This is a genomic window from Anaeromyxobacter sp. K (assembly GCF_000020805.1).
Taxonomy (GTDB): Bacteria; Myxococcota; Myxococcia; order Myxococcales; family Anaeromyxobacteraceae; genus Anaeromyxobacter; species Anaeromyxobacter dehalogenans.
The window spans coordinates 491,714-507,593 of record NC_011145.1 but is presented as its reverse complement, the minus strand read 5'-3'; the positions used below and the strand labels follow the sequence as shown (position 1 = coordinate 507,593).

General features: G+C 72.3%; 10 protein-coding genes. 3 read left to right on the top strand and 7 right to left on the bottom strand.

All coding sequences use genetic code 11. The annotated features are described in order from the left end of the window. Positions 1-8: 8 nt before the first annotated feature. The 3 genes from ANAEK_RS02200 to nuoL are packed head-to-tail and all read right to left on the bottom strand — an operon-like array spanning position 9 to position 5,148. The gene (locus ANAEK_RS02200; protein ID WP_012524518.1) at positions 9-1,484 is read right to left on the bottom strand and encodes an NADH-quinone oxidoreductase subunit N; all 1,476 of its coding nucleotides are present in this window, start codon (positions 1,482-1,484) and stop codon (positions 9-11) included. Between the two features lies 1 nt (position 1,485). Continuing rightward, complete coding sequence (locus ANAEK_RS02195) at positions 1,486-3,114, bottom strand: NuoM family protein (protein WP_012524517.1); 1,629 nt, start codon at positions 3,112-3,114, stop codon at positions 1,486-1,488. A gap of 3 nt (positions 3,115-3,117) precedes the next feature. Further along, positions 3,118-5,148 (bottom strand): NADH-quinone oxidoreductase subunit L, encoded by a 2,031-nt coding sequence (gene nuoL, locus ANAEK_RS02190; RefSeq protein ID WP_012524516.1) that lies wholly within the window; start codon positions 5,146-5,148, stop codon positions 3,118-3,120. An 80-nt stretch (positions 5,149-5,228) separates the two neighbouring features. Between nuoL and selA the strand changes: the two genes are divergently transcribed. Then, entirely contained in the window at positions 5,229-6,704 is a 1,476-nt protein-coding gene (selA, locus tag ANAEK_RS02185; RefSeq protein ID WP_012524515.1) for an L-seryl-tRNA(Sec) selenium transferase, read from the top strand. 149 nt (positions 6,705-6,853) lie between these two features. On the opposite strand, the gene ANAEK_RS02180 is transcribed toward selA, so the two are convergent. Together ANAEK_RS02180 and ANAEK_RS02175 are read right to left on the bottom strand one after the other, a co-directional pair. Next, positions 6,854-7,546, bottom strand: a complete 693-nt coding sequence (locus ANAEK_RS02180) for a response regulator transcription factor (protein ID WP_012524514.1) — start codon at positions 7,544-7,546, stop codon at positions 6,854-6,856. Next, positions 7,539-8,441, bottom strand: coding sequence for a cell wall metabolism sensor histidine kinase WalK (locus ANAEK_RS02175; protein WP_041454014.1), 903 nt, complete (start codon positions 8,439-8,441; stop codon positions 7,539-7,541). Before ANAEK_RS02175 ends, ANAEK_RS02180 begins: the two co-directional genes overlap by 8 nt. Before the next feature lie 750 nt (positions 8,442-9,191). On the opposite strand from ANAEK_RS02175, the gene ANAEK_RS02170 reads away from it, so the two are divergent. Then, positions 9,192-11,567: a cytochrome c3 family protein gene (locus ANAEK_RS02170; RefSeq protein WP_012524512.1), complete on the top strand. Its 2,376-nt coding sequence runs from the start codon at positions 9,192-9,194 to the stop codon at positions 11,565-11,567. Positions 11,568-11,682: 115 nt separating this feature from the next. Here the strand turns inward: ANAEK_RS02170 and fadJ are convergent, their stop codons facing one another. Together fadJ and fadI are read right to left on the bottom strand one after the other, a co-directional pair. Then, a complete protein-coding gene (gene fadJ / locus ANAEK_RS02165) occupies positions 11,683-13,860 on the bottom strand; it encodes a fatty acid oxidation complex subunit alpha FadJ (RefSeq protein WP_012524511.1) in 2,178 nt (725 codons plus the stop codon). 52 nt (positions 13,861-13,912) lie between these two features. Then, a complete protein-coding gene (gene fadI / locus ANAEK_RS02160) occupies positions 13,913-15,220 on the bottom strand; it encodes an acetyl-CoA C-acyltransferase FadI (protein WP_012524510.1) in 1,308 nt (435 codons plus the stop codon). Between the two features lie 169 nt (positions 15,221-15,389). Between fadI and ANAEK_RS02155 the strand changes: the two genes are divergently transcribed. Then, positions 15,390-15,872, top strand: coding sequence for a hemerythrin domain-containing protein (locus tag ANAEK_RS02155; protein ID WP_012631845.1), 483 nt, complete (start codon positions 15,390-15,392; stop codon positions 15,870-15,872). Positions 15,873-15,880: the final 8 nt, after the last annotated feature.

Genomic DNA, 15,880 nt, shown 5'->3' with positions numbered 1-15,880 from the left:
CGCCGGCGCTACAGGATGATGGCGCTCGCCGCCTGGGCCAGCCGGACCATCGGGTCGGCCACCACGCCCAGCAGGACCACCACCGCCACCGCCGCGGCGAGCGCGATGGTGAGCGACGGGGCCGAGAGCACCACCTCGCCGGCCTCGTCCTTCGACGGCAGGAAGTACATGTAGAGGACGACGCGCAGGTAGTAGTACGCGCCGAGCACGCTGGTGAGCACGCCCAGCACGGCCAGGCCGTAGAGGCCCGCGCCCATGGCCGCCTTGAAGATGTAGAACTTGCCGATGAAGCCGGCGGTGGGCGGCACGCCCGCGAGCGAGAACAGGAACACCGCCATGGCGAACGCGAGCGCCGGGCGGCGCCGCGCCAGGCCGGCGAAGCGGTCCAGGTCCCACGCGTCGGCCGGCTCGAAGTCGCCCCGGGTCCGCCGCTCCAGCGCCCCGACCACCGCGAACGCGCCGATGACGGTGGCGGTGTAGGCCGCGAGGTAGAACAGCAGGCCCGCGAGCGCCTTGTCGCGCGCGCCCGCCACCACCGCGGAGACCACGCCCACCAGCAGGTAGCCGGCGTGGCCGATCGACGAGTACGCCAGCATCCGCTTCACGCTGCGCTGCGGCAGCGCGAGCAGGTTGCCGAAGATCATCGTCAGCACGGCCAGCGCGGAGAGCACCGTGCCGAGCGAGGTGGACATGGCGGCCGAGCCGCTCTCGGTGGCCAGGAACAGGCGGACCAGCACCGCGAACGCGGCGGTCTTCACGCCGGCGGCCATGAACGCGGTCACCGGGGTGGGCGCGCCCTCGTAGACGTCCGGGGTCCAGGCGTGGAACGGGACCGCGGCGATCTTGAAGGCGACGCCGCCGGCCACCAGCGCGATGCCGGCGAGGTACAGCGCCGAGCCCTGGCCGCGCGGCAGCACCGAGAACAGCGTCGAGCCCGACGCGCCGTAGAGCAGCGCCGACCCGTAGAGCAGCAGCGCCGACGAGATCGAGCCGAGCACCACGTACTTGAACGCCGCCTCGGCGGGCTTCTTGCCGCGCCGCAGGAAGGCGGCGAGGCAGTAGGTGGAGAGGCTCATCACCTCGACCGCGATGAACGCGATGAGGAGGTCGGTGGCCATGCCCAGCAGCACCATGCCGGCGGTGCCGAACAGCGCCAGCGCGTAGAACTCGCCGCGCTCGGAGTTGCGGGCGTTCAGCCAGCTCTGGCCCACCAGGGCGGAGAGCGCCAGGCCGGCGCACAGCACCACCGTGACGAAGGCCGAGAAGCTGTCCACCACCGCCTGGCGCCCGAACACGTTGCCGGGCACCGGCATCCAGGCCGCGTACGCCGCGGCGGCGGCCGCGAACACCATGGTCAGGTAGGCCTGGTAGGCCCGCCGGCCCGAGGTGAGGAACACCTCGGTCATCAGCAGGACCAGCGCCCCCATCGTGAGGATCGCCACCGGGACCAGCGCGACGAAGTCCTGGGTCGGGAAGCCGCTCATGTCAGTAATTCCCTCCGGGCTGCTGGAGCGGGACCGGCGCCGGCGCGGGCAGCGGGGCGGGCTCCGCCGCCGGGGCCGGCGCGGGCGCGCGCACCATCACCGCCGGGACCGCGGTGCCGACCTGCGGGCCCTTGCCGAGGCGCGCCTCGGCCACCTGGAAGCGCTGGATGAGGCGGTCCACCGCCGGCTTGGCCGGCGCCAGGAACGGCCCGGGCAGCAGGCCCATCACCACGATCAGCGCGATCATCGGGGCGAGCACGAAGCCCTCGCGGACGGAGAGGTCCGGGAGGTGGTGGTTCTGCGGGTTCTGGTTCGGCCCGAAGAACACCTTCTCGACCAGCAGCAGCATGTAGACCGCGCCCAGGATGACGCCCAGCGCCGCGACGGTGGCGAACACCGCCGAGCCGCCCAGGCGCGAGAGCCAGGTGCCGGACAGGATCAGGAACTCGCCCACGAACCCGTTCGTGCCGGGGAGGCCGATCGAGGAGAGCGTCACGATCACGAACGCCGCCGCGATCACCGGCACGCGCTTGGCGATGCCGCCGTACTCGGAGATGAGGCGGGTGTGGCGCCGCTCGTAGAGCATGCCGACGAGGAGGAACAGCGCGCCGGTGGACACGCCGTGGTTCAGCATCTGGTAGACCGACCCGGTCATCCCCTCGGCGGAGAGGGCCATCAGGCCCAGCATCACGAAGCCGAGGTGCGAGACCGAGGAGTAGGCCACCAGCCGCTTCATGTCGGTCTGCACGAGCGACATGAGCGCGCCGTAGATGATGCCGATGACCGCCAGCACCGCCACCAGGTTGCGGTGCTGCAGCGCCGCCTCGGGGAAGAGCGGCAGCGCGTAGCGGAAGAAGCCGAACGTGCCCATCTTCAGGAGCACGCCGGCCAGGATCACCGAGCCGGCGGTGGGCGCCTCGGTGTGCGCGTCCGGCAGCCAGGTGTGCAGCGGGAACATCGGCACCTTGACCGCGAACGCCAGCGCGAACGCCAGGAACAGCCAGCTCGCGGCGCCGGGCGTCACCGCCAGCGCGCGCCGGGCCTCGACGTAGTCGAACGTGCCGCCGTCGTGGAAGTACACGTACAGGATGGCGAGCAGCATCAGCACGCTGGCCGCGAACGTGTACACGAAGAACTTCACGGTCGCGTAGAGGCGGTTCTGCGAGCCCCAGATCCCGATGAGCAGGTACATCGGGATGAGCATCGCCTCCCAGAACACGTAGAAGAGCACCAGGTCGAGCGCGATGAACGTGCCGAGCATGGCGCTCTCGAGCACCAGCAGCGCGATCATGAACTCCTTCACGCGGTCGCCCACCGCCTTCCAGGCGGAGAGCACCACCACCGGCATCAGCACGGTGGTGAGCATGAACAGGAGCAGCGCGACGCCGTCGATGCCGACGTGGAACCCGATGCCGATGGTGGGCATCCACGGGACCATGAGCTCGAACTGGAACTCGGGCGCGCCCGGGCTCGCGTCGAACCCGAACCAGAGCCCCAGCGACAGCGCGAACGTGACGAGCGAGGCGACCAGCGCGAGCGCCCGGTGCTGCGACGGCTCGTCCCGGGGGACGAGCACCATCGCGAGCGCGCCGAGGAGCGGGAGGAAGGTGACGACGGTGAGCAGGTTCACGAGCTAGCGCCCTCCTGCGCCGACCACGGTCCAGAGGATGACGGCGGCGGCGACCACCATGATCGCGGCGTAGCGCTGCACGTCGCCGTTCTGGGCCAGCCGGAGCACCGCCCCCGCGTAGCCCACCAGCCGCGCCACGCCGTTCACCACCAGACCGTCGATGGCGAACACGTCCACGATGCGCCAGAGCAGGTAGGCGGCGGTCTTGAGCGGCTCGATGACGACCATCTGGTACAGCTCGTCCACCCGGAACTTGTCCACCGCGAACTGGTACAGGCGCGGGAACGTGCGGGCCAGGGCGGCCGGGGCGGAGCGGAGCGCGCCCGCGTACATGAGGAACGCGACCAGCGTGCCCACCGCCGCGAGGCCCCAGGCCACCGCGAACGGCCAGGCCGGGTGCGCGCCGGCGTGCAGGTGGCCGACCTCGTGGAGCCGCTCGGTGCCGGCGGCGAACACCGGCTCGGTGAAGCGCGCGAACACCTCGGCGAGCGGGCCGTGGCCGGGCAGGCCGAGCACGAGCGCCACGATCGAGAGGATCGCGAGCACCCACAGCGGCACGTACATGACCGGCGAGGACTCGTGCGCGTGCGCGGCCGCCGCGGTGCGCGGCTTGCCGGTGAACGTCAGGAAGAACAGGCGCGACATGTAGAACGCGGTGCCGAGCGCGGCGAGCGAGCCGAGCACGTACGCGATCTGGCCGACCTGGTGCCAGGCCGGGTTGTGGCTGAACAGCGCGTTCCCGAGGATGGCGTCCTTCGAGAAGAAGCCGGACAGCGGCACGAAGCCGGTGATGGCCAGGGTGGCGATGCCGAAGGTCGCCGCGGTGTGCGGCATCTTCTTCGCCAGGCCGCCCATGTTCCGGATGTCGGTGTCCTCGTTCATGCCGTGCATGACCGAGCCGGCGCCGAGGAACAGGCAGGCCTTGAAGAACGCGTGGGTGACGAGGTGCAGCACGCCGGCCCACCAGGCGCCGACGCCGACGCCGATGAACATGAAGCCGAGCTGGCTGACCGTGGAGTAGGCGAGGACCTTCTTGATGTCGGTCTGGACGAACGCGATCAGCGCCGCGAACAGCGCGGTGAGCGCGCCCACCAGCGTCACGGTGGCCATGGCCGCCGGGGCGAGCGAGAACAGGTAGGCGTTGCGCGCCACCAGGTACACGCCGGCGGTCACCATGGTGGCGGCGTGGATCAGGGCGGAGACCGGCGTCGGGCCGGCCATCGCGTCGGGGAGCCACACGTAGAGCGGCAGCTGGGCGCTCTTGCCGCACGCGCCCACGAACAGTCCGATCAGCGCGAACGTGACGGCCGCCTGGTAGGTGCGGCCGGCGAACACCCCGGTCTGGATCGCGGCGGCGGGATCGACGCCGTGCGCGAGCGACTGCAGGTCGGCGTAGCCCACCGTCCCGAAGATCGAGAACAGCGCGAACACCCCGATCAGGAACCCGAAGTCGCCGATGCGGTTGGTGACGAACGCCTTGCGGCCGGCGTACGCCTTGGCCGGGTCGGTGTACCAGAACCCGATCAGCAGGTAGCTGCAGAGACCCACGCCCTCCCACCCGACGAAGGTGAGGATGAGCGAGTCGCCGAGGACGAGCGTGAGCATCGCCGCGACGAACAGGTTCAGGTACGTGAAGAAGCGCGCGTAGCCCGCGTCGTCCTCGTGCGACATGTACGACGCCGAGTAGACGTGGATGAGCGTGCCCACGCCGGTGACGACCATGATCATCGTCGCCGACAGGCGGTCCACGAGCAGGCCCCAGCCGATCGAGATGATCGTGCGCCCGTCGGCGCCGGTCACCTGGATCCACGGATCACCGCGGAAGCGGAGCACGGTGCCCGTCAGCGCGTGGTAGAACGCGACCGACGAGACGAGGAACGCGCCCACCATCACGCCGATCGCGATCACCGTCACGTTCCCGCGACCGAGCCTGCGGCCGGTGAGACCGTTGACGATGGCGCCCGCGAGCGGGAACAGGATGATGGCCCACAGATAGGACTCTGCCGCAGCGGGAGAGGGTACGATCGAGGGCATAGAGTGGGGCGAAGGATTACCTTCATAGAGCCGCTCTAGCAAGGGTCTTGTCGGCCGAAAACCTCCCGGAGCATGCGGACATGACCACTCCAAAATTCGCCCCCGGGCCCGCCGGCGCGGCCTTGCGAGGGCTCCCGCGGACGGATCGGCTGGTGGAGGCGGCGGATCAGGCCGGCATGGTCGAGAAGCTCGGGCGCGGCGCGGTCCTCGAGGCCGTCCGGGCCGAGCTGGACCGCCACCGGGCGGCGGTGCTGGCGGGGGAGCCCTGCCCTTCCCCGGAGGCGATCGAGGCAGGGCTGCTGGACCGGCTCCGCGAGGACGCCCGCGGGTCGCTCCGGCCGGTGGTCAACGCCACCGGCGTCGTGATCCACACCAACCTGGGTCGGGCGCCGCTGTCCGATGACGCCATCGCGGCCATGGGCCGGGCGGCCCGGGGCTACACCAACCTCGAGTACGACCTGGTCGCCGGCGAGCGAGGCGACCGGTACGGTCACGCCGAGGCGCCGCTGTGCCGGCTGACCGGCGCCGAGGCGGCGGTGGCGGTGAACAACAACGCCTCGGCGGTCATGCTCGCGCTCGCCGCGCTGATGGACGCGCCGCCGGATCGGTCGGGCGGTGGGGAGGCGGGGGTGCGCCCGCTGGCCGCACCCGGCCGCGGCGAGGCGGAGCCGGGCCTCCCCGAGGTGATCGTGTCCCGCGGGCAGCTCGTCGAGATCGGCGGCGGCTTCCGCATCCCGGACGTGCTGCGCCGCTCGGGGGCCGCGCTCGTCGAGGTCGGGACCACCAACCGCACCTACCTGCGCGATCACGAGGCGGCGGTCGGCCCGCGCACACGCATCCTGCTAGCGGTGCACCGGTCCAACTTCCGGCTGTCCGGCTTCGTCCACGACACGCCGCTCGAGGAGCTGGTGGACCTGGGCCGCCGCCGCGCGCTGTGGGTGGTGGACGACCTGGGCTCGGGCACGCTCCTCGAGACGGCGCCGTTCGGCCTGGGGATCGAGCCCACCGTGCAGGAGCGGATCCGCGCCGGCGCGGACCTGGTGTGCTTCTCCGGCGACAAGCTCCTGGGCGGCCCGCAGGCCGGGATCCTGTGCGGCACGCGCGAGGCGATCGCGCGCGTGAAGCGCCACCCGCTCATGCGCGCGCTCCGGGTGGACAAGGTGACGCTCGCGGCGCTCTCGGCCACGCTCGCGCACTACGAGCGCGGCGAGGCGCTCGAGCAGGTGCCGGTGTGGCGCGCCATCGCGGCGGCGCCGGAGGCGCTGGAGGCGCGGGCGCGCGGCTGGCTCGCGGCGCTAGGGCCCGCCGGCGCCGGCTGCGCGGTGCGCCCGAGCCGCTCCGCGGTGGGCGGCGGCTCGCTGCCCGAGGTCACCCTCCCCACGTCCGTGCTCTCGCTGCCCGGCGCCCCCGACGCGCTCGCCGCCCGGCTGCGCCGCGGGGAGCCGCCGGTGGTCGGCCGCATCGAGGAGGATCGCGTGGTGCTCGACCCGCGCACCGTGCTGCCGGCCGAGGACGAGGCCCTGGTGGCGGCCGTGCGGGCCGCGCTGGCCGGCTGAGGGAGCAGCCAGTCGCGGACCGCGCGCCGCGAGGCGCGCCCGCGGGGACCTCGCGCGAGCCCGCGAATGCGGGCGCGCGAGGTCACGGGCCCCGCGCAGCAGGGTGGGGCCCCGCGGAGCTCCGCTCCGTGGGGCGGGGCGCAGCCCCGTCAGACATTGAATCTGTAGCCGATGCCGCGGACCGTCTCGAGGTGGCGCGGCTGCTCGGCGTCGTCGCCGATGTGGGCGCGGAGCCGGGCCACGAAGTTGTCCACCGTGCGGGCCGTGCCGAAGTAGCGCGAGCCCCACACCGCCTCCATGAGCTGCTCGCGCGAGTAGACGCGGTCCGGGTGGGTGACGAAGAAGGCGAGCAGGTCGAACTCGCGGCTGGTCAGGTCGAGGGCGCGGCCATCCACGAGCGCGCGCCGCGCGTCCAGGTCGAGCTCGATGCCCCCCGCCCTGCGGATCGCCTTCGGCTGCACGCCCTCGCCGCGCGCGCGGCGCCGGCGCAGCAGCGCGTCGATGCGCGCCAGCAGCTCCTTCAGCCCGAACGGCTTGCCCAGGTAGTCGTCGGCGCCGAGCTGGAGCCCGGCCACCTTGTCGGTCTCCTGGTTCTTCGCCGACAGGATGAGGATGGGGAGCTCGGGATCCTCCTTGCGGATCTCGCGGACCACCTCCAGCCCGCCCATGCGCGGCAACATCACGTCCACCACCACCAGATCCGGCTGCTCGGTGCGCGCGAGCTGCAGCCCGGTCTCGCCGTCGGTCGCGGAGCGGACGGTGTAGCCCTCCATCCCGAGGTTGAGCTGCAGGCCCCGGAGGATGGAGGGGTCGTCCTCGATCACCAGGATCCGCTCAGCCATGGTTCCCTCCGGCCACGGGCAGCGCGATGCGGAACGTCGCGCCGCACCCGGGCTCGCTCTCCACCGACACCTTGCCGCCGTGCCCGACCACGATGTGCTTCACCATCGCCAGCCCGAGCCCGGTGCCCTCCACCGTCCGCCGGAGCGGGTCGGAGGCCCGGTAGAACTTGTCGAACACGTGCTTCTGGTCGCGCTGCGGGATCCCGGGCCCGTTGTCGGTCACCGCGATGGTCACGGTGGGCCCGCTCGCCACGGCCGAGAGCCGGATCCGCTTGTCCGGCCCGGTGTACTTGAACGCGTTGTTGAGCAGGTTCAGCACCGCCTCGACCAGCGCCGAGCGGTCCGCCATCACCGAGGGCAGCCGCGGCGGGAGGTCCCGCTCCAGCTGCACCGGGTGGTGCAGCAGCTGCGGCTCGAACGCCGCCAGCGCGGCGTCGAGGACCGGGCCGAGCGGCTGCCGGGAGAGCTCGTAGACGCGCCGGCCGGACTCCATCCGCGCCCAGTCGAGCAGGCGGTTGATGAGGCCGGAGAGCCGCGCGGTCTCCTCGGCGACGATCTCGAGCGCCTCGCGCTGCCGCTGCGGGTCCTGCAGGCGGCCGAGCTGGAGCGTCTCCACGAACATGCGGATCGAGGTGAGCGGGGTGCGGAGCTCGTGGCTCACCTTGTTCACGAAGTCGGTCTGCAGCTTCGCGACCCGGGCCTCGCGGAACAGCACCGCCAGCGTGGCCGCGCTGCCGATGATGGTGGTGCCGACCAGCGACACGATCAGGATGCCGAACAGGTAGTCCCGGGCCACCGAGCCGTAGACGAGGATCAGGATCCCCACCGTCAGCATGAGCGCGGCGGGCACGAAGACGAAGCCGATGATGAGCGGAAGGACGTGGCGGAGCTTCAAGGGGGCCCTCTGGCGCGGCATCTTAAGCCGACCGCCTGCCCGACGCCTCCGTCCCCGGCCTCCCCGGCCGCCGGGGGAGCGGGCGGGCGGCGGGCGCCGCCCGGGCGCTCCGGCGGCCGGCCGCGGTCCGGAGCCGCGGCACACATTGGCCGCCCGCGTCGGGTGGCGATTGGCGCGCGCGAAATGGCTGCGAGAGATCTGCGCAATCCTGTCGGCGCCGGGGCCGTGACCACCCGCCGCCGGGCCGGCCCGCCGGGCGCTCCCGTGCGTGCACGGGCGGGCGCGCACCGCGCCGTGGTCACTCCGGGTTTCGCCTCGATTGCCTAACGCGGAGGGGCACGCGCCCGCGCAGCGGCGCGCGATTGCGCGCATGCGGCGCAATGCCCGCGGCGGATCGCCGCGGGGCGCCCGCCGCGGCGATCGCGCCAAAACGCCGCGAGATCAGGGCTCGCACCCGATCCGCGATCCGGCCGCCCGCCATCCCGTTGCGGCCGATCACGGTTGATTGCGGTCATCCGAAGCGCACATCCAGATTGCCGCCTGGACAAAAGCGCCCACCCCCATCTCGCCGACCCGGGCATGATGTCGCAGGCCCGAAACGCACGGAATCCCGATGGATTGTGGATCCGACGCGGAGCGCCGACGGAAAAATAGACAATCGTCTGGCCAATCGGTTTCGCCTTGGTAGACTCGCGCCGCGATCGGATTCGGGGGCGATATTGCCCTATCCACGCTTGGGAGCTTCACGCCATGCAAAATGTCATGCGGTACAGCGGCGCGCTGTTCTTCGCCGGCGTGCTCGCGCTTGCTGGGTGCAAGGGTTCTGACGGCGACGTCGGTCCCCAGGGTCCTGCCGGCCAGGATGGCCAGGCCGGACAGCCCGGACAGCCCGGCCAGCCGGGCCAGGACCTCACTGCCACCGCCAAGCCCGAGTCGTGCTCGGTGTGCCACGGCTCCGCCGGTGGGCAGCACCAGGCCATCTACGACAACTTCACCGACGGCCTCGACCCGGCCACCTCCAAGCTGCAGATCTCCAACATCACGGTCGTGAGCGTCCCGGGCACCGCGGCCGGCACGTTCGACTCCACGCTGACCTTCAACGTGACCGTCAACGGCCAGCCGTACACGGCCGGGATCGCCGCGCTGAAGCAGAAGCGCTTCACGGCGACCGAGTTCGACACCGCGACGAACACGTTCACGACCGCCACGGCCTTCAGCTGGGGCACGCCGGCGCACGTCGCGAACGGCCAGTACACGGCCACCAAGACGGCCGCGGCCTTCGCGCCCGAGGCGTCGAACGCGTTCGTGTACCTGTACCTCGGCGACAAGCTGATCCTGCCGGCCGAGGGGCACTACAACCTGATGGACAACGTGGCCAGCGCCGGCGTGACCTACGGCACCTGGTCGTACACGTCCGCCGCGAACGTCGCCGGCTGCGAGAAGTGCCACCCGGCGCCGTACGCGAAGCACGGCTACCGCCAGGCGACCGTCAACGGCCTCCAGGACATGGTGGCCTGCAAGGCCTGCCACACCGACCAGCGCGAGGGCACGGACTTCGTGTTCCAGATCCTCGGCGACGACCCGGCCGCGGCCGCCGCGCTGCAGACGGACGAGTCGGGTGAGACGATCTACAGCGCCGACCAGATGACGAAGTACGCCTACACCGCGACCATCGTGAACGACACGCACATGTCGCACGCGATGGAGTTCCCGTACCCGCAGTCGATGGCGAACTGCGTGACCTGCCACGAGGGCAAGCTCGACCTGATCCTCACCGACGCGAACTTCACGGTGAAGACCTGCAAGAGCTGCCACCCGGTCACCGGCACGGGCGCGAACGCCCCGGCGCTGAAGGACGTCGTCAGCGTGATGCCGTACCACCCGACGGACTTCTACGCGACGCAGATCGCCTGCAACGACTGCCACAAGGCCGGCGGCATCGGCCCGGTGTTCAGCGTCATCCACACCGGCTACAACAAGGCGATCTACAAGGACGCGGCCACGAAGTACGCGACCGCCATCACCTCCGCGGTCTCCTCGGCGACGTTCGACAGCGCCACCAACAAGCTGACGGTGAAGTTCACGGTGACCGGCGCCGACGCCGACGCGCTCGTGAAGCCCACCGTGGTCGCCGGCCTGTACGGCTACGGCACGAAGGACATGTACGTCAGCGGCCACAACGGCCAGGCCGACGGCACCCGCAACCTCGAGTGGTCCGAGGGCGCGGTCCAGCGCGGCGACCCGACCAAGTCGGCCAACAGCGACCGCCTCACGGTCACCCCGGCCACCGCGGCCGCGGGCCAGGCCGAGTGGACGGCCGTCGCCGACCTGACGCTGTGGGCGAACCTGATCGCCGACGGCACGGTGCAGAAGGTGGAGATCGCCTTCCTGCCGGTCCTCGGCCTCGACCAGGGCGCGGCCGTCAGCGCCACCAACGCGGCCATCGCGGTCGCCGGCAAGAGCGTGACGTTCGACCTCGCCGCCAACGCGATCGTCCCTGACGCCGACGCGTACGGCAAGGCCATCGTGAACACGGCGAAGTGCAACGCGTGCCACGAGTCGCTCGGCACCACGTTCCACAGCCCGTCGTACGGCAGCGCCGGCGTCGTCGCCTGCCGCATCTGCCACACGCCGCGCGACGGCGGCTCGCACCTCGAGATGCAGTCGCGGTCGATCGACTCCTACGTCCACGCCATCCACTCGTTCCAGGTGTTCGACGTGGCCGGGGTCGACTTCGCGAACCCGGTCGAGAAGATGGAGTACGAGCACCACATCGGCTCCGCCTACCCGAACTTCACGATCCTGAACTGCAAGTCCTGCCACGAGGACGGCACGTTCGAGGTCCCGGATCAGACGAAGTCGCTGCCGGGCGTGTTCTCGAAGGCCGCGGCCAACACGAGCTGGGACCGCACCATCGGCGCCGTGCCGATGTACGTCTCCGGCCCGGCCAGCCGTGCCTGCGGCTCGTGCCACCGGTCGCAGGACATCAACGCGGACGCCGCGAGTGACCTCGCGTCGTTCAACCAGCACGCGGCCACGTTCGGCTTCCTGCTGGAGACCTCGTCGGCCACCGCCGGTGCCGACTACGAGGCCGCCATCGCGAAGATCTTCTCGATCTTCAACTAGCCGCGAGGGCGGGGCGGGCTCCGGCCCGCCCCGCTCACGCGACACCCCGTAGCACGCGAGGCGAGCCGGCACCCCCGGCTCGCCTCGCTCGTTCCGGGGCCGCCTGCGGCCGGCGCTAGCCGCCGTGGAACGGCCGGCCCGCCCGGCCCAGCTCGGCGAGCAGCGGCGCCGGCTCGAAGCGCTCGCCGTGCCGCGCGCGCAGCCGCTCCATCCGGTCGAGCAGCGCCTTCGTGCCCACCGCGTCGGCCCAGCGGAACGGCCCGCCGCGGAACGGCGGGAAGCCGAGGCCGAACACCGCGCCGACGTCGCCGTCGCGCGCCGAGCGCAGGATGCCCTCGCCCAGGCAGCGGACCGCCTCGTTCACGAGCTGCAGCACCAGCCGCTCCTGGATCTCGTCCGCGGCGACGCGCTTGCGGCGGCGGCCCCCGGGCAGCAGGTCGTAGACGGTCTCGTCCACCCGCTTCTCCTTGCCGCCGTAGGTGTAGAAGCCCTTGCCGTTCTTGCGGCCCAGGCGCCCCGCCTTCACCACGTCGTGCAGCGCCGGCGGCGGCGCCATCCGCGCGCCGAACGCCTCCTGCAGGATCTTCCCGACCTTGTCGCCGACGTCGATGCCGACCTCGTCGAGCAGGGTGATGGGGCCCACCGGGAACCCGAACGCCACCAGCGCGTGGTCCAGGTCCTCGATCGCCGCGCCCTCGACCAGCAGGTGCGCGGCCTCGTTCATGTACGGCGCGAGGATGCGGCTCGTGTAGAAGCCGGGCCCGTCGCGCACCACGATCACCGTCTTGCCCTGCTTCTTCCCGAGCGCCACCGCGGTGGCGGTCGCCTCCGGCGCCGTGCGCGGCGTGACGATCACCTCGAGCAGCGGCATCTTGTGGACCGGGGAGAAGTAGTGCATCCCGAGCACGGTCTCGGGGTGGCGGGACGCCTCGGCGATGCGGCCGATGGGGATGGAGGAGGTGTTGGAGGCGAAGATGCCGGTCGGGTTCACCGCCTCGAACGCGCGCACCATCTCCTGCTTCAGCGCCAGGTCCTCGAACACCGCCTCGACGAGCACGTCCACCCGCTCCAGGCCGGACCAGTCGGTGGTGGTGGTGAGCAGGCGCAGCTTCTCGGCGCGCTCCAGCCGGTCGATCGACCGGCGCTTCACCCGCTCGTCGAGGACGCCGCGCACCGCCGCCACCCCGTGCGCCGCCGCGGCGTCGTCCCGCTCGCGCAGGCGCACCGGCAGGCCGGCGTTCACGGTCACGTAGGCGATCCCGCCGCCCATGAGGCCGCCGCCGAGCACGCCCACCGCGGACACCGGGCGCGCCTTCACGGCGGGATCGTCCACCCCGTTGTCCTTCTTGAGCGCGGTGGTGGCGAAGAAGATCTCCATGAGCCGGTGCGCCTCCGGCGTCATGGCGAGCTTCCCGAACAGCTCGGCCTCCTTCTCCAGCCCCTTCTCGAAGCCCTTCGCGTACCCGTGCTCGATGGCCTCGAGGGCGCGCAGCGGCGCCGGGTAGTGCCCCTTCGTCTTCGCGAGCGTGAGCTTCCGCGCCTGCCGGAACAGGACCTCGCGGCCGAGGAAGTTCTCCTCCAGGGCGGCGCGGGTGACCCGGGCCACCGCCCCGGCGTCCCGGCGCGGGGCGCGGCGCAGCTTGCCCGAGGCGAGCGCGGCGGCGCGCTCCTGCGCCACCTGCCGCAGCAGCGGCGGCGGGACCGCCTCGTCCACCAGGCCGAGCTTCAGTGCCTTCCGCGCCTTCACGGTCTTGCCCGCCAGGATGAGGTCGAGCGCCGGCTGGATGCCGATGAGCCGCGGGAGCCGCTGCGTCCCGCCGCCGCCCGGGATGAGGCCGAGCTGCACCTCGACCAGGCCGAGCGAGGTCTTCGGGTGATCGGTGGCGATCCGGTAGTGGCAGGCGAGCGCCCACTCCAGCCCGCCGCCCAGGCAGGCGCCGTGGATGGCGGCCACCACCGGCTTCCGGCAGCGCTCCACCCGGTCGAACAGCGCCTGGCCGTCGCGCGACAGCCGCTCCGCCTCGGCGGCGTCCTTCGCCTCCTGCATCAGCTCGACCTTCGCGCCGGCCACCCACACGTCGGGCTTGCCGGTGGCGACCACGACGGCCTTCACCGCCTCGTCCTTCTCCAGCCGGTCGAGGTGGGCCGCGAACTCCCGCATCGCCTCGGGGTGCACGGTGTTCACGCGCTCGCCCGGCTCGTCGAGCACCAGCGTCGCCACGCCGCCGGCGACCTCCACGCGGAAGTACCTCGACGCGCCCTGGCCCGCCGTCATCGCCTCAGCCGACATCATGCGTCCTCCGTGCACGCCGGCGCGCCGCCGCGGGGCGGGCGCCGGGGGCGAGTCACTCCCGCTCGAGCACCACCGCCGCGCCCAGGCCGCCCGCCGCGCACACCGTGATGAGCGCGTGCTGCCCGCCGCGGCGCCCCAGCTCGCGGAGCGTCTGCAGGATCATGCGCGCCCCGGTGGCGGCGAACGGGTGCCCGAGCGCGATCGAGCCGCCGTTCACGTTCAGCCGCGCCGGGTCCACCTCGCCGAGCGGCTCGGAGCGTCCCAGCTCGCGCTCGGCGAAGTCCTTCGAGGCGAACGCCTGCAGGTTCGAGAGCACCTGCGCGGCGAAGGCCTCGTGCATGTCCACGAGGTCCATGTCGGCGAGCCGGAGCCCGGCGCGCTCCAGCGCCACCGGCGCGGCGTAGGCCGGCCCCTGCAGCAGCTGGTCGCGCGGGTCGAGCGCGGCATAGGCGTAGGCCTTCAGGAAGCCGAGCGGCTTCATCCCGAGCGCCTTCGCCCGCTCCTCGCTCATGAGCACGAGCGCCGCCGCGCCGTCGGTGAGCGGCGAGGCGTTGCCGGCGGTGATGGTCCCGTACTTGCGGTCGAACACCGGGCGGAGCTTCGCGAGCGTCTCGACGGTGGTGTCCTTGCGCACGATGTTGTCGCGGGCCGCCACGTGGTCGTAGCGCGGCGGCACCGGGACGTGCATCACCTCGGCGTCGAAGCGGCCGGCGTCCCAGGCCTCGGCGGCGCGCCGGTGGCTCTCGTACGCGAGCCGGTCCTGCGCCGCGCGCGAGATGCCGTTCACCTGCGCCATCTTCTCGGCGCTCTCGCCCATGGTGAGCCCGGTGGTGGGCTCCTTCAGCGCGGGCGGCGTGGGCGTGAAGTCCTTCGGGCGCAGGCCGGCGAGGATGCGGGCGCGGTCGGCGAGCGTGCGCGCGCGGCTCAGCTCCACCAGCGCCTGCGCCAGCGGGCGCGAGGCGAAGATGGGCGCGTCCGAGACCGACTCGGCGCCGCCGGCGATGGCGCAGTCGGAGTGGCCGAGCCGGATCTGGTCGGCGGCGTCGGTGGCCGCCTGGATCGAGGTCGCGCAGGCGCGCGCCACGGTGTGCGCCTGCACGCTCCGCGGCAGCTGGGTGCGCAGGACCATCTCCCGGCCGATGAGCGTGACCGTGGGCGAGGGGATGACCTGGCCGAAGATGACGGAGTCGAACGCCTTCGGCGGCAGCCCGCTCCGCACCACCAGCTCGTTCACCACCAGCGCGCCGAGGTCGGTGGCGGAGAGGTCCTTGAAGTCGGTGCCCGCCTTGACGAACGGGGTGCGAAGGCCGGCCACGACCGCGGCCCGCCGGCCGGGCGGAGGAGAACCGTTCATGCCCATGAGCGCAGCTCCGGTTGACTCGGAAATCGGTCGGTTGCCTGGCCAGATGTAGTGAGCATGGCGCGAAGCGTCAACCAAGGACCGCTGCTCCCCCCCGGGGATTCGGGGTGCGGGGATGGAGCCGGCAGGCGCCCTTGCGCACGTCAGGGGGGCCGGGCACGATTGATCCATGAGGCGTTCCCGCCAGCTGAAGCCACTTTCGAGCGAGCACCACCAGGCGATGCTGGTCGCGTTCCAGCTCAAGATGGGGCTGGCCGGCCACCCGGAGAGCGCGGGCGCCCCGAAGGACCTGCCGGGGCTGCTCGCCCTGGCGCGGCGCTTCGACGAGCAGGTCTTCCGGACCCACAGCCGTACCGAGGAGGACGTGCTCGGGCGGCACCTCACCGGCGCCGACCTCCACCGGCTGGGCTCGGAGCACGCCGAGCTGACGCGCCTGCTCGAGAGCGCGCGCACGGCGCGCCCCCAGGAGCTGCGGGCCGCGCTCACCGCGTTCGCCGAGCTGCTGGAGCGGCACGTGCGCTGGGAGGAGCGCGAGGTCTTCCCCTACGCGGAGGACCACGTGGACGAGGCGACGCTCGCCACCATCGGGGGCGAGCTCGAGCTCCGGCTGGTCCTGGCGCGCACCGAGGCCCGCGGCGCCCAGCGCCGCTGAGCCCCCCG

Bases quoted from the DNA above. Each gene is read 5' to 3' on its own strand.
- selA (WP_012524515.1), top strand. From the start codon at position 5,229: ATGACCACTCCAAAATTCGCCCCCGGGCCCGCCGGCGCGGCCTTGCGA.
- ANAEK_RS02200 (WP_012524518.1), bottom strand. From the start codon at position 1,484: ATGAGCGGCTTCCCGACCCAGGACTTCGTCGCGCTGGTCCCGGTGGCG.
- nuoL (WP_012524516.1), bottom strand. From the start codon at position 5,148: ATGCCCTCGATCGTACCCTCTCCCGCTGCGGCAGAGTCCTATCTGTGG.
- ANAEK_RS02170 (WP_012524512.1), top strand. From the start codon at position 9,192: ATGCAAAATGTCATGCGGTACAGCGGCGCGCTGTTCTTCGCCGGCGTG.
- ANAEK_RS02180 (WP_012524514.1), bottom strand. From the start codon at position 7,546: ATGGCTGAGCGGATCCTGGTGATCGAGGACGACCCCTCCATCCTCCGG.
- ANAEK_RS02155 (WP_012631845.1), top strand. From the start codon at position 15,390: ATGAGGCGTTCCCGCCAGCTGAAGCCACTTTCGAGCGAGCACCACCAG.
- fadJ (WP_012524511.1), bottom strand. From the start codon at position 13,860: ATGATGTCGGCTGAGGCGATGACGGCGGGCCAGGGCGCGTCGAGGTAC.
- fadI (WP_012524510.1), bottom strand. From the start codon at position 15,220: ATGGGCATGAACGGTTCTCCTCCGCCCGGCCGGCGGGCCGCGGTCGTG.